Origin of the sequence: Bradyrhizobium sp. Ec3.3, assembly GCF_000472925.1 — a bacterium.
In the GTDB taxonomy this organism is placed as follows: domain Bacteria; phylum Pseudomonadota; class Alphaproteobacteria; order Rhizobiales; family Xanthobacteraceae; genus Bradyrhizobium.
The window spans coordinates 333,368-347,233 of sequence record NZ_AXAS01000003.1; the positions used below are offsets into that span (position 1 = coordinate 333,368).

Sequence of the window (13,866 nt, forward strand, 5' to 3'; positions counted from 1 at the left end):
CGTGCCCACCACTTCTGTCGCAATCGTGGAGAGATGGTGGGCACGGCGCTCCGCGCCTTTGCCCACCCTACGATTCCGAGGCTGCGGGAGAAACTCAGCAGCACTCCGTCAAATTGCATCCGGAAACTCGCCCATCGCGGCTTCCAGCTGCGCCTTGCGGCGGCGCGCCCAGGAGGCGAACGAGAGAACCGCAAGGCCCAAGAGCACCGGCGGGAACACCACCATGTTCACCGCCGACCAGCCGTAGTTGGCGAGCAACTGGCCCGACGAGAACGAGCCGATTGCCATCATGCCGAACACCAGGAAATCGTTGAACGCCTGCACCTTGTTGCGCTCGTTCGGGCGGTGCGTCTCCAGCACCAGCGCGGAGGCGCCGATGAAGGAGAAATTCCAGCCGACGCCGAGCACGATCAGCGTCGCCCAGAAATGCATCGCGGTGATGCCGGAGAGGCCGATCGCTGCGGCGCCTGCCTCCAGCAAGAGGCCGGTAGCGACGATCCTCGGCGCGCCGAAGCGCGCGATCAGCGCGCCGGTGAAGAAGCTGGGGCCGTACATGGCGACGATGTGCCATTGAATGCCGAAATTGGAATCGCTGACGCTGAGGCCGCAGAGCTTCATGGCAAGCGGCGCCGAAGTCATCACCAGGTTCATCATGGGATAGGCGATGACGCCGCACAGCGCGGCCGCGATGAAGCGCGGCTGCCGCACGATGCGCAGCAGTGGCCGTCCGCCGTGAAGATCGGCCGCGGCCGGCTTCGGCATATCGACGCCGGCAACGATGCCCATCGCGATCAGCGCCACCGCCGCCTGCACCACGAAGCTGAAGGCGAACAGATAGGGCGGCCAGACGTCCATGGTCCATTGCACGAGCTGCGGACCGAGCACGCCGGCGAACACGCCGCCCGCCATCACCCATGACACCGCCTTGGGCCGGTAGGCCGCGCTGGCGCCGTCGGCGGCGGCAAAGCGATAGGATTGCGCCACCGCTCCGTAGAGGCCACCGAGGAAGGTCGCGACACAAAACAGCGCGAACGAGCCATTGAGGATCGCGAACGAGCCGACGAGGCCGGTGAGCGTGCCGCAGGCGGTGCCGATGATGAAGGCCATGCGGCGGCCAAACCGGCGGGAGATCGCACCGGTCGGCAAGGTCCCTGCGGCAAGCCCCAGCACATACATCGACAGCGGCACGGTCGCGAGCGACATGTCGGGCGCGAGCGTCGCGCCGACGATCGAGCCGGTCGCGAAGATCACGGCCGAATTGGCGCCGGTCAGCGCCTGCGCAGCCGCAAGGCGCACCACATTGGCACGCACGCGGGCGTCGTCGACAATCTCGTCGGCTAAAGTCACGTCTAACATCGGCATTTCCGCCCGGGGAGCGTTCGTTGATTCCCGTCACTATGGAGGGGCGCGGCAGGGCGGGCAACTGGCGCAAACGGGCGCAAGCCATGCCGAGGGCGCAATTGGACAGCACCTAGCAGGCCGCGCTATCAAAGCCTTGCGCTCGATCAAGTTCACCTTGCAAATTCGCCTTTGCAAGTTCGCTTCCGGAGTTCGGATTATGCCCGTTGACGACAGGCCCACGTTGTCCGCTCCCGACGACGATCCGTATCTCTGGCTGGAAGACATCGAAGGCGAGCGGGCGCTCGACTTCGTCGAGCGGCAGAATCGCCTGACGCTGGAGCAATTCGGCGGCCCCGCGTTCGAGCGCGACAGCGATCTTCTGGCCGCCATCTACGACCGGCCGGACAATATCCCCTATGTCGGCCGCAGCGACGGCCTCCTCTACAATCTCTGGAAGGACGTGAACAATCCGCGCGGCCTGTGGCGGCGGACCACGATGGATGAATTCCGCAAGCCCAATCCATCCTGGGAGACCCTGCTCGACATCGACGCGCTCGCGGCTGATGAAGGCGAGGACTGGCTGCTGAACTGGTCGAGCTCGCTGCCCGGCGATGCCCCGCAGACGATCCTGAGCCTGTCGCGCGGCGGCAGCGATGCCGTGACCCTGCGCGAATTCGATCTGAACACGAAGAGCTTTGTCGCCGGCGGCTTCGCGCTACCGGAAGCCAAGGGCGGCGCCGCGTGGGTCGATGCCGATACGGTGCTGCTATCCAGTGCACTCGGCGAGGGCATGGCGACAAGCTCGGGCTATGCGAGGACGGTACGGCTGTGGCGGCGCGGCGAGCCCGTGGAGCAGGCGTCCCTGGTGTTCGAGACCACACCCGATCGGATGAGCGCCTATTGCGACGTCGACCGGACCGGCGAGACGCCGCGCGTCTGGTTCATCGACCGGCTGGACTTCTTCAACTTCGACATCTGGCTCGGCACCGAGCGTGGTGCGACCGTGAAGCTCGATCTTCCCTCCGACATCTGGCTGCAAATCCACCAGGACTGGTTCGCGATCAAGCTGCGCACGGCCTGGACGGTCGGCGGAGTGACCCATGCTCCGGACGCCGTGCTCGGCATTTCGCTGTCGGCCTTCCTCGCCGGCGATCGCAATTTCACCGTCGTGTTCGCGCCTGGGCCGCGCCGTGCATTGCAGGGATTTTCCTGGGCCGCCGGCAAGCTCCTCCTCAGCATCCTCGACGAGCTGCGGCCGGTCTTCGAGATCTGCACGCCGTCGGCCACGGGCTGGAGCCGTGAGACGCTGCGCGGGCTGCCCGACATCGGCGTGGTCGACGTCTGGCGCTTCGACCATCATGAATCCGAAAGCAATGGCGACCTGCTCGCCAATGTCCAGGATCCGCTCATCCCACCGGCGCTGATGCTGATCGAGCGCGGCGTTGCCAGCCCGACCGTGCTCAAGCAGGCGCCGAAGACGTTCACTTCAGACGGTCTCGTGGTGACGCAGCACGAAGCCATCTCCATTGACGGCGAGCGCATCCCCTATGTGCAGACCGGGCCCGCTGGTGAGACCGGCGATGCGCCGGTCTATATGAGCGCCTATGGCGGCTTCGCGCTCTCGGTCAAGCCGTACTACAATCCGGCGCTCGGCAGGCTGTGGCTGGAGCGCGGCGGCACCACGGTGCAGGCGAATCTGCGCGGCGGCGGCGAGTTCGGCACGCGCTGGCACGATGCCGGGCGGCTCGCCGGCAAGCGGCTCTCGCATGATGATTTCGCGGCAGTCGCCGCCGACCTCGTGCGCCGCGGCGTGACGCGCGCAAAACGTATCGCCGCACAGGGCGGATCGAACGGCGGCATTCTCATCACGAACATGCTGACGCGCTATCCCGAGCGGTTCGGCGCGCTGTTCTGCACGATCCCGCTGGTCGACATGCGCCGCTACACAAAGCTGCTCGCAGGCGCGAGCTGGATCGCGGAATATGGCGACCCCGACAAACCCGAGGATTGGGAGTGGCTGAAGACCTATTCGGCCTACCATGCCGCAAAGCCCGGCCAGCCCTATCCACCGATCCTGATCGCCACGACGCGGCGGGACGATCGCGTCCATCCCGGACATGCGCGCAAGATGGCCGCAAAGCTCCAGGCCATGGGCTATGAGGCTTATTTCTACGAGCCGGCCGCGGGCGGCCATGGCTACGGCAAGGACAACAAGGAACGCGCCGGCTTCCAGGTGCTCGGCATTGAATTCTTGAAAAGCAGGATCGGCTGGCACGACAACCGAGCGTAGCCGCCCTCGCGGCTCAGGCCTTCGCAAACACCAGCGTGAGATTGTTGGCGGGCATGTCGATCAGATCGATCAAACGCAGGCCCACGTGCTGCGCGAGCTTTTCGACGTCGCCGAGATCGCGCACGCCCCATTCCGCGTTGCCTTCGCGCAAGGAGGTGTCGAACACCGCGTTGCTGAGCGCGGTATGCTTGCCGTCGCGCTTGAAGGGGCCGTAGAGGAACAGCGTGCCGCCGGGCCGCAAATAGCGGCCGGCACCGGCGAACAGCCCCTCGGCCACGTTCCACGGCGCGATGTGGATGACATTGGCGCAGAACACCGCCGCGAGATCCTTCGGCCCCTCGCCGCTCTTCATCTCCGGGCACCAGTCGGGATCGGACAGATCGACCCGCAGCGGCGGGCGGATGTTTGGCAGGCTGGAATGGACGCGCCAGGCCTCGATGCTTTTCAGATGCCGCTGGTTGAGGTCGCTCGGCCACCAGACGAGATCAGGCGCATGGCGGGCGAAGTGGACCACATGCTGGCCGGTTCCGCTGCCGACCTCGACGACGTCGCCGAGGCGGCCGGCAAGATGTTTCTCCAGCGCCGCCCAGATCGGCTCGTGATTGCGATGGAACGCCGGCGCATCGAGGCGCCCATCGGGCTCGACCCGCCCGCCGTCCTTGCCAAATTCGGCGACATATTCAGCCAATTGAGGCCTCCGGGAAAAGACAACGAGATAAAAAACGTCACTGGACGCCGAGACGCCCCAATATTACTGGCCCGTCAGGGCCGAAACTGCCGAACAAATAGTCCGTTCGGTTGCAATGCGGAAGATCTTAACACCAATTTGCGACCTGCATCGTCGTGATTGTCAGGCGGTGCCCTTTGTGCTTTGAGCACTATATTTCGCGAATGCAAACATCGACATAACGCCTCGGACCGACGCCTTGACCGCCTTTCCCCGGAAGCCCGCCCTGGTTTTCATTCTGGCCGCCCTCGCCGCGATGGCCGCTGCGCCAGCGCGCGCCCAATCCGCTGCCGCCGAGGGGCAGAAGCTCGCCTTCGACCGCGGCAAGGGCAATTGTCTGACCTGCCACGTGATCAAGGGCGGCGATCTGCCCGGCACGATCGGGCCTGAGCTGAAGGACATCAAGGCGAAGTACCCCGACCGCAACGAGCTGGTCGCGATCCTGTTCGACGAGACCAGGCGCAATCCGCAGACCATGATGCCACCGTTCGGTCGGAACCGGATTTTGACCGAACAGGAGATCAACGCGATCGTTGATTTCCTGCAGAGCCTGTGACGGCGCCGATACCTAAGGGATCGCTGAGGCGATCGACCAGGAGACTGAGATGAGTTCAACGACCGGCCTTCTCGCGACGCGGCGCCTGATCCTGCAAGGCGCGGCCTCCGTTGCGCTGATCGGCCTCGGCAATCTGCCGTTCGGAGCCGCGCGCGCCGCGGCCAACGACAAATATCCGGAAGAGGCGTTCAAGCAGAAGAGCGAGGCCGACGCGATCAAGGCGCTCTATGGCAAGACCGCCGAGCCGTCCGACAAGATCAAGCTGGATGCGCCCGAGATCGCCGAGAACGGCGGAGTCGTGCCGATCTCGGTGACGACGACGCTCGAGAAGGTGACCTCGATCTCGTTCTTCGTCGCGGAGAACCCGAACGCGCTGGCAGCAAGCTACAAGATTCCCGACGGCACGGTCCCGAGCGTCGCCAACCGGCTGAAGATGGCGAAGACCACCAACGTGGTCGCGATCGTGGAGGCCGACGGCAAACTCTTCAGCGCGACCAAAGAGGTCAAGGTCACCGTCGGCGGCTGCGGCGGCTAGCGGCGAAGGAGAACCGAGATGGCATCCACCATTCGCGTACGCGCCACCGCCAACGGCGATATCACCGAGGTGCAGGCGCTGATTCAGCACCCCATGGATTCCGGCTTCGTCAAGGACGCCAAGGGCGAGCTGATCCCGGCGCACTTCATCCAGGAACTGAAGTTCGAATATAACGGCAAGGACGTGTTCGTCGCCGATTGGGGCCCTGCCGTCTCCAAGGATCCCTACGTCAAGTTCAGCTTCAAGGGGGCGAAGAAGGGCGACGACCTCAAGATAAGCTGGACCGACAACAAGGGTGCGTCGGACACGACCACCGCGAAGATCTCGTGATGGAGGCGCGCTCCGCAATCTGGCTCGGCTCGGCGCTCGCCGCGCTCGCGGCGCTGGCCTTCACCGCGCCGCACGTGATCGCAGCCGACAAGATCGATACCGCCACCGAGGCCAAGGCGTTCCAGAACTTCTTCTTCCAGAAATTCCCGAACGTGAAGCACGAGGATTTCGTCAACGGTCCTTATTCCATGAACGAGGACATGAAGCGGCAGTGGCAGGAGAAGGAGGAGTTCCCGCCTTACGAGTTCGCGCTCGACGCCGGCAAGGAGATGTTTGCGACGCCGTTCAAGAACGGCAAGACCTACGCCGACTGCTTCCCGAACGGTGGCATCGGCATCCGCCAGAACTATCCTTACTTCGACGAAAAGGAAGGCAAGGTCGTCACGCTCGAGCTCGCGCTCAACCGCTGCCGCGAGGCCAACGGGGAAGCACCCTACTCCTACGTCAAGGACGAAATGGCCTCGCTGACCGCCTACATGGCCTTCACCTCGCGCGGCAAGCTGATGGACATCAAGATCCCCGACGATCCGCGCGCGCTCGAGGCGTACGAGAACGGCAAGCGCTATTTCTACACGCGGCGCGGGCAGATGAACTTCTCCTGCGCGAGCTGCCATGTGCAGAGCCCGGGCGAGCGCATCCGCGCGGAGGTGCTGGCGCCTGCGCTCGGCATCATGAACGCTCTGCCGATCTACCGCAGCGAATGGAGCGGCATGGGCACGACCACCCGCCGCCTCATGACCTGCAACAGCCAGACCCGCGCGGTTCCGCTGGAACCGCAATCGGACGAGTACCGCGACGTCGAATATTTCCTGTCCTACGTCGCCAATGGCCTGCCGATTTCCGGCCCGGGAGCGCGGCCATGAGCACGACGATGATCGGAATGCGATCACTGGCACTCGTGTTGCTGCTGGCGGTTGCTGCAGCGCCCGCGCGGGCGGCAACCGAAGCCGACTACAAGGTGGCCTATGCCGCGGCGGAAGCTGCCAGCAAGGAAGCGGCCGACTTGCGCAACCAGTGGACCACGACCGTCTCGACGCTCGCGGCCGCGAAGAAAGCCGGCGACAGCGGCGATTTCGACCGTGCGGTTGCCGCCGCCAAGGAGGCCGAAGCGCTGGCGAAGGCCTCGATCTTCCAGGCGACATCGGAAAAAGACGCCTGGAAGGCGATGGAAATCCGCTAGACTGGCTCTCGTGGAACTGTTGGGCGATCTTCTTCTTTAAGGGGCGGAGAATTTGGGATGACCATCCGCCGCCGCGATTTCCTGAGAGCCGCAGGCGCTGCCGCCGTCACGGCCGGGCTGCCGCGGCTCGCGCGCGGCACCGACACCGCCAGCATCTACGACCTCGAACGCTTCGGCAATGCGCGCATCCTGCACATCACCGATACGCATGCACAGCTCAACCCGGTCTATTTCCGCGAGCCCAGCGTCAATATCGGCATCGGCGAGATGGCGGGACGGCCGCCGCACCTGGTCGGCCGCGCCTTCCTCGAACGTTTCGGCATCCGGCCCGACAGCGCGGACGCCTATGCCTTTACCTGCTTCGAGTTCGAGAAGTCCGCGGCCCGCTTCGGCAGGCTCGGCGGCTTTGCGCATCTGAAGACGCTGATCGACCGCTTACGCAACGACGTCGGCGAGCTGCATTCGCTGCTGCTCGACGGCGGTGACCTCTGGCAGGGCACCGGCCTTGCCAACACCATGCAGGGCCGCGACATGGTCGAGGTGGCGAACCTGCTCGGCATCGAGGCGATGACCGGCCATTGGGAGTTCACCTATGGCGAGCAGGCGCTGCGCGACAATCTCGAGCGCTTCAAGGGCGAGTTTCTGGCGCAGAACGTCTTCCTGACCGAGGAGGCCGCGTTCAACGACGCGCGCGCCTTCGACAAGGCGACGGGGCGCGTGTTCAAGCCCTCGACCATCAGGGAACTCGGCGGCTATCGCGTCGCGATCATCGGCCAGGCCTTCCCCTACGTGCCGATCGCGCATCCCAGACGCTTCACGCCGGACTGGACCTTTGGCATCCGCGAGGAGGAGTTGCAGAAGCTCGTCGACGGCTTGCGCGGCAAAGACAAGGTCGATGCCGTGATCCTGCTGTCGCATAACGGCATGGATGTCGATCTCAAGCTCGCGAGCCGCGTCACCGGCATCGACGTCATCCTCGGCGGCCACACCCATGACGCCGTCCCGCAACCGGTGGCGGTGAAGAATGCAAGCGGCACGACGCTCGTCAGCAATGCCGGCTCGAATGGAAAGTTTCTCGCCGTGCTCGATCTGCAGCTCGCCAAGGGCAAGGTCAGCGATATCAGATACCATTTGCTGCCGGTCTATTCCGAGTTGTTGAAGCCGGATCCGGCGATGGCCGAGCTGATCGGCAAGGTGCGCGCGCCGCACGTCACCGACTGGTCGGAGAAGATCGCGACGCCCGACCGCCTGCTCTATCGCCGCGGCAATTTTTCCGGCCCCATGGATGAGCTCATCTGCGCGGCGCTACGCCACGAGCTCGATGCCGAGATCGCGCTGTCGCCGGGTTTTCGCTGGGGCGTCACCGCGCTCGCCGGCCAGCCGTTCACGCTCGAGGATGTGCTGGCGGAGACTGCGATCTCCTATCCCGAGACCTATGTGCAGGAGATGCCAGGGGCCCAGATCAGGGACGTGCTCGAGGACATCTGCGACAACCTCTTCAACGCCGATCCCTATCACCAGCAGGGCGGCGATATGGTACGCACCGGCGGGCTCAATTACACCTGCACGCCGACAGCCGCGATCGGCAGCCGCATCTCTGCCCTGACGCTCGATAACGGCAAGCCGATCGAGGCTGACAGGCGCTACAAGGTCGCGGGCTGGGCATCGGTCAATGCGCAGCAAGGCGCGCCTGTCTGGGACGTGGTCGCAAAATATCTGCGCTCGGGCCGGATGGCGGAGAACAAGAGCTCCGGCGTCACGCTCAGGGGCGTCGAGGACAATCCGGGAATTGCAGGACAGGGATGACGCGTTCGCCAAATCTTCGCACGATGCTGTTGGCGCTGGTCGCCTGGGCTTTGGTGCTGCCCGCCTTCGCGCAGCAGGTGCCCTTGCAGGACAAGCCGTTTGCTGAGCACAGGATTGTGCTCCAGCTCTCCGACGGTGATGCCAGGAAGCAGGCGCTGGTGCTCAGCGTCGCCAACAATCTCCTGAAAGCCTATGACCCCGACAAGGTCGCGATCGAGGTGGTGGCGTTCGGTCCGGGCATCGACCTGCTGCTCGCCGCCAACGACCACCGCAAGCAGGTCGAGAGCCTGATCGCGCAGGGCGTCCGCTTCGACATTTGCCTCAACACCGTCGACACGATCGAGCGCGAGACCGGCCGTCGGCCGGACTTCATCTCGTCAGCCACGCCAGTGCAGGTCGGGGTCGGCCAGATCCTGTTCCTGACCGAGAATGGCTACAATCTGGTGCGGCCGTAACCGCGCTCTCGTCATTCCGGGGCGGTCCGCAATTCCGGGGCGGTCCGCGGGACCGAACCTGGAATCCATCCCGCCCCCGGGGTCTGCGGCCAAATGGATTCCGGGCTTGATGCTTTGCATCGCCCCGGAATGACGGCCCCAGCAGCAGCAAAATCTTCCGAATTTACCGGTTCAGGCAGTAAAATACTTCTCTTTTAATCGGCCTTCGTAGTATGATTTTGAATCATCCGACGCGGGGGTCCGCCATGATCTTTCGCCAACTGTTCGACAGCGTTTCGGGAACCTACAGCTATCTGCTGGCCAGCCGCGCCGGCGGCGAGGCGCTGATCCTCGATCCCGTGCTGGAGAAGGTCGACCGCTATTGCCAATTGCTGCGCGAGCTCGACCTCAAGCTGGTCAAGGCCGTCGACACCCACCTGCATGCCGACCACGTCACCGGGCTCGGCGAGCTGCGCGACCGCACCCACTGCATGACCATCATGGGCGACCAGAGCAAGGCCGACGTGGTGGCGATGCGGGTCTCCGACGGCGACAAGGTGACGATCGAGGGCCTGTCGCTCGACGTGATGTACACGCCCGGCCACACCGATGACTCCTACTCATATCTCATGGGCGATCGCGTCTTCACCGGCGACACGCTGTTGATCCGCGGCACCGGCCGCACCGACTTCCAGAACGGATCTTCGCGCGCGCAATACGACTCGATCTTCAATCACCTGTTGAAGCTGCCCGACGAGACGCTGGTCTTCCCCGCGCATGACTACAAGGGCGACACCGTCTCCACCATCGGCGAGGAGAAGCGTTACAATCCCCGTCTCCAGGTGCGCTCGGTCGACGAATATATCGAGCTGATGGCCAACCTGAAGCTGCCCAATCCGAAGATGATGGATGTGGCGGTGCCGGCCAACATGCATGTCGGCCTGCATCAGGAGGAATTGGAGAAGGAAGGCCGCGCGCTCAGCGCCGTCGACGCGATGCGCGCACTCGGCCGGCCCGACATCCTCTTGGTCGATCTGCGCGAGAGCAATGAGCGCGCCAAGCACGGCATGCTCGAGGGCGCGCTGCATGCGCCCTATCCGTCGATCGAGGAGAGCCTGAAGCCCGGCGGCATGCTGCGCGAGGTGGCGGCCGCCACCGGCCGCCGCGTCCTGTTCTTCTGCGCCTTCGGTGAGCGCTCGGCGATGGCGGTTGCCGCCGCGAAACAGGCCGGACTCGCCAACACCGCGCATATCGCCGGCGGCATCGACGCCTGGAAGAAGGCGGGCGGGCCGGTGGTCCGGGTGTGATGGCGTTTCCCCTGTGGTGCTTTCCGAGCACCGCTTGAGAAAGGTCAAGCGGATCGGAGCGGGTCCGGTTAGCATGCGTTGATGCATCACCATCCGGAGAAGGTCATGGCCAAGGCCGGCAACAAGAACCCGCCGCCGAAGAAGGCAGACGACAACAAGAAAAAGCCGCAGCCGCCGCGCGACACCGACGACGATTACGAAGACGGCGACATCGCCACCCCGAAACGCGATCGTTACGGCACGGATGACGAGCCGCTGTAAGGGGGCGCCCTTGCGAGACCCGTCATCCTGAGGTGCGAGCAGCGCAGTGCGCCTGCACTGCGCTGGGAGCCTCGAAGGATGAACGGCCCGGATGCAGCCGGGCCGTCGCCCTTCGAGGCCTGCGCTTCGCTCCGGCACCTCAGGGTGACGGTGAGAGATAGTGTCCGCTCTTGCTTCCCGTCATTGCCGCGCAGGACTAACCCGCCCTAAGGATCGAGCTGAGATACGAGAATCATCCCTCGGCACTACCTGCCATGCGCCGGCATTCATGGACAAATAACCGCTCACGCCGATAGTTAGCGCACCGAAAAGGAAGTGAAACGGAACTGCGATGGCCGACGTTCTCGCCGCACCGCAACAGGGGAAGACCGACAGCGCGCTGCGCACGCTGACGGGGATCTCGATCGCGCATTGGGTCAGCCATTTCCATCTGCTCGTCCTGCCGATGCTGTTTCCGTTCCTCAAAACCCAGCTGGGCGTCGGCTATATCGAGCTTGGCTTTGCGCTGACCGTGTCTGCGGTTGTTTCCGGCCTGACTCAGGCGCCGACCGGCTATCTCGTCGACCATTTTGGTGCGCGAAAGATTCTGCTGATGGGCCTCGTGATCGGCGGGCTATCTCTGGTGCTGCTCGGCCTGCACCTGAGTTACGCCTCGTTGATTACCTGCGCGGTGCTGCTCGGCCTTGCCAACAGCGTCTATCACCCGGCCGATTACGCGATCCTCGCCGAGCACATGGACGAGGCGCGGATGGGCCGCGCGTTCTCGGTTCACACCTTTGCCGGCTATCTCGGCGGCGCAGTGGCGCCGGCGATCGTTGCCGCGCTCGTCACGGTCTCGGGCGGCTTCGGCGCGCTGATCGCATCGGGCGCGATCGGCGTGCTCTGCGCGCTGCTGCTCATCGTGATGAACATTCCTGACGCCGGCGCGCACAGGAGGAAACCCGGAAACGAAGCCGCGCCAAAACAGGCGGTCATTACGCCGACGCTGATCATGCTGACCGCGCTGTTCATGCTGCTCAGCCTGTCGGTTGCAGGCATCAGCAATTTCGGCGTGGTGGCGCTGATGAGCGGCTATGCCGCCTCCTACTCCGCCGCCAATGTCGCGCTGACGGCATTTTTGGGGGCAAGCGCCGTCGGCGTGCTCGCCGGCGGCTTCCTCGCGGACCGGACCGAGCGCCATGGCCAGCTCGCCGCCGCCTGCTTTGCCGCGAACGCGGCGATCGTGCTTCTGATTGCGCTCGTCGGACTGCCCGGCTTGCTGCTGACGGCTGCGATGACCGTTGCGGGCTTCCTGTCCGGCGTGATCGCACCTTCGCGCGACATGCTGGTGCGCAATGCGGCGCCTGCGGGCGCCGCCGGGCGTGCCTTCGGCATCGTCTCCACCGGCTTCAATATCGGCGGCATCATCAGCCCGCTGCTGTTCGGCTGGATCATGGACCAGAACGCGCCGCACTGGGTGTTCGGCGCGTCGGTGGTGTTCATGGTGGCCACGGTGTTCCTGTCGCTGCTGACGGAGCGGCGGGAGCAGGCTGGACGATAGCTCCGCCAGCAACGCAACTCCACTCGGTGTCGTCCCGGGGCGCGCACAGCGCGAGCTTGGGACGACAGCTTGAATTTTGGTCCGACCAACTACGTCGGCGACACCACGCCCTTCAGCGCGCCGGGCTGCGCGGCGGCGCCGCGGGTCAGCCTCGACTTCTCCGTGTTCGGCCAGAGCAGCAGCAGGCCGAGCACGCCGGAGCCGATCATGACCACCGCGTTGATGGTGTAGCCGGTCAGGTAGCCGTCGACCGTTGAGCCGGCGCGCTGGATCACGCTGCCCATCACGGCCGGGGCGATGATGCCGGCGAGCGTGTAGAGCGCGCCGTAGATCGCGATGACGGCACCGCGCTGCGAGGCCGGGGTAAACTCGCCGAGCATTGGCGGGCAGACGACGTAGATCGCCCCGCACAGGCCCGAGCCGACCACGAGCAGCGCGATCTGCAAGCCCGCACCCTGCACGTGCGGCATCGCCGCGATGATGAGACCGCCGAGCACCAGCGGGACCGAGCCGAGAACGCCGCGCGCAACGCGCGTGGTCGCGCCACGTGCCATCATCATCTGCGAGATCCACCCCGTGAGGATGACGATCGTGGCGCCAAATACCCAGGGCAAGATCGAAATGAAGCCCGCATCGGTTTGCGAGAAGCCAAACCCCTTGACGATGAAGGACGTGAACCAGGTGAGCCCGAGCGACAGCGCCCAATAGGCGCCGAAGGTCGCCGCCACGCAGCCGATGAAGGTGCGCGAGGTGAGAAGCTGGAAATAGGGAATCTTCGGCTCGGTGGCCGCCAGGAGCTGCGTGTCCTCCAGCGGTCCCTCCTTGCCGAGCGCGAGCCAGGCCGCGACCCAGATCAGGCCGACGATGCCGAGCGCGCCGAAGGCGTAGTGCCAGGAATGATTGACGATCACCCAGTTCAGCGCCGGCACCGCGAGAATGACGCCGAAGGCCGAGCCCTGCGACAGGATCGCGGTCGGCAGCGTGCGCTTCTCGTCCGGAAACCATTTGTAGATCGCATGTGCGGCGACCGAGAAGCCCGGCCCCTCGCCCGCGCCGAGCACGATACGGCAGATCAGGAGCGTGGTGAAGCTGACGGTGCCCACCATCGGAAACTGCGCCAACGACCAGATCACTGCGAGCGTCAGCAGCACCCAGCGCGTCGGCACCTTGTTGACGATGAAGCCGACTACGATGGTCGAGATCGAGAACAGGAAGAAGAAGGATGAGCCGAGCAGGCCGAACTGCTCCGGCTCGAGCTTCAGGTCGGTCATGATCGGCACGCCGGCGAGACCCACGACGATCTTGTCGGCGAAATTCACCACCATGAAGAGAAACAGGAGAAAGGTGACGGTCCAGGCGCCCTTTGGCGTTGCCTCAGCTGTCGTACTGCCCGCCGTTTTGGGCGTTCCCTGAGCGCTCATCTCTCTCCCCGATTTTTCGCTTTCGGCACTCTTGATTTGTGCCGTCTTGTTTGGCGGTCTTGCGAGCTAACAACGGCTTGAACGGCAACGCAACCCCGGCATTTTCGCATCAACTGTGCTACGCAACATCCCAGTTAA

At 64.7% G+C, this 13,866-nt stretch carries 14 protein-coding genes; 11 read left to right on the forward strand and 3 right to left on the reverse strand.

What is annotated here, in order from left to right; all coding sequences use genetic code 11:
* Positions 1-108: 108 nt before the first annotated feature.
* Positions 109-1,356, reverse strand: a complete 1,248-nt coding sequence (locus YUU_RS0106100) for an MFS transporter (protein ID WP_027521598.1) — start codon at positions 1,354-1,356, stop codon at positions 109-111.
* 202 nt (positions 1,357-1,558) lie between these two features.
* On the opposite strand from YUU_RS0106100, the gene YUU_RS0106105 reads away from it, so the two are divergent.
* The gene (locus tag YUU_RS0106105) at positions 1,559-3,631 is read left to right on the forward strand and encodes a prolyl oligopeptidase family protein (RefSeq protein ID WP_027521599.1); all 2,073 of its coding nucleotides are present in this window, start codon (positions 1,559-1,561) and stop codon (positions 3,629-3,631) included.
* Positions 3,632-3,644: 13 nt separating this feature from the next.
* Here YUU_RS0106105 and YUU_RS0106110 read toward each other — a convergent pair whose 3' ends face one another.
* The gene (locus YUU_RS0106110; RefSeq protein ID WP_027521600.1) at positions 3,645-4,319 is read right to left on the reverse strand and encodes a DUF938 domain-containing protein; all 675 of its coding nucleotides are present in this window, start codon (positions 4,317-4,319) and stop codon (positions 3,645-3,647) included.
* Positions 4,320-4,557: 238 nt separating this feature from the next.
* On the opposite strand from YUU_RS0106110, the gene soxX reads away from it, so the two are divergent.
* The 10 genes from soxX (at position 4,558) to YUU_RS0106160 (ending at position 12,307) form a co-directional block, all read left to right on the forward strand.
* Positions 4,558-4,914 carry a sulfur oxidation c-type cytochrome SoxX gene (gene soxX / locus YUU_RS0106115; protein WP_027521601.1) on the forward strand — a complete coding sequence of 119 codons (357 nt, stop codon included), beginning with the start codon at positions 4,558-4,560 and terminating at the stop codon, positions 4,912-4,914.
* A gap of 49 nt (positions 4,915-4,963) precedes the next feature.
* A complete protein-coding gene (soxY, locus tag YUU_RS0106120; RefSeq protein ID WP_027521602.1) occupies positions 4,964-5,449 on the forward strand; it encodes a thiosulfate oxidation carrier protein SoxY in 486 nt (161 codons plus the stop codon).
* Positions 5,450-5,467: 18 nt separating this feature from the next.
* Positions 5,468-5,779: a thiosulfate oxidation carrier complex protein SoxZ gene (gene soxZ, locus YUU_RS0106125; RefSeq protein ID WP_027521603.1), complete on the forward strand. Its 312-nt coding sequence runs from the start codon at positions 5,468-5,470 to the stop codon at positions 5,777-5,779.
* On the forward strand, positions 5,779-6,642 hold the full coding sequence (gene soxA, locus YUU_RS0106130) for a sulfur oxidation c-type cytochrome SoxA (RefSeq protein ID WP_027521604.1): 864 nt from the start codon (positions 5,779-5,781) through the stop codon (positions 6,640-6,642). The genes soxZ and soxA overlap by 1 nt, the downstream gene beginning before the upstream one ends.
* Positions 6,639-6,959 carry a hypothetical protein gene (locus YUU_RS0106135; RefSeq protein ID WP_027521605.1) on the forward strand — a complete coding sequence of 107 codons (321 nt, stop codon included), beginning with the start codon at positions 6,639-6,641 and terminating at the stop codon, positions 6,957-6,959. The genes soxA and YUU_RS0106135 overlap by 4 nt, the downstream gene beginning before the upstream one ends.
* 57 nt (positions 6,960-7,016) lie before the next feature.
* The gene (soxB, locus tag YUU_RS0106140; protein WP_027521606.1) at positions 7,017-8,765 is read left to right on the forward strand and encodes a thiosulfohydrolase SoxB; all 1,749 of its coding nucleotides are present in this window, start codon (positions 7,017-7,019) and stop codon (positions 8,763-8,765) included.
* Positions 8,762-9,220, forward strand: a complete 459-nt coding sequence (locus YUU_RS0106145) for a hypothetical protein (protein ID WP_027521607.1) — start codon at positions 8,762-8,764, stop codon at positions 9,218-9,220. Before soxB ends, YUU_RS0106145 begins: the two co-directional genes overlap by 4 nt.
* A 245-nt stretch (positions 9,221-9,465) precedes the next feature.
* On the forward strand, positions 9,466-10,506 hold the full coding sequence (locus YUU_RS0106150; RefSeq protein ID WP_027521608.1) for an MBL fold metallo-hydrolase: 1,041 nt from the start codon (positions 9,466-9,468) through the stop codon (positions 10,504-10,506).
* Between the two features lie 105 nt (positions 10,507-10,611).
* Complete coding sequence (locus YUU_RS60090; protein WP_198031703.1) at positions 10,612-10,767, forward strand: hypothetical protein; 156 nt, start codon at positions 10,612-10,614, stop codon at positions 10,765-10,767.
* Positions 10,768-11,098: 331 nt separating this feature from the next.
* Positions 11,099-12,307, forward strand: a complete 1,209-nt coding sequence (locus YUU_RS0106160; RefSeq protein WP_027521609.1) for an MFS transporter — start codon at positions 11,099-11,101, stop codon at positions 12,305-12,307.
* An 89-nt stretch (positions 12,308-12,396) separates the two neighbouring features.
* Here the strand turns inward: YUU_RS0106160 and YUU_RS0106165 are convergent, their stop codons facing one another.
* The gene (locus YUU_RS0106165; RefSeq protein WP_027521610.1) at positions 12,397-13,728 is read right to left on the reverse strand and encodes an MFS transporter; all 1,332 of its coding nucleotides are present in this window, start codon (positions 13,726-13,728) and stop codon (positions 12,397-12,399) included.
* Between the last annotated feature and the right edge of the window lie 138 nt (positions 13,729-13,866).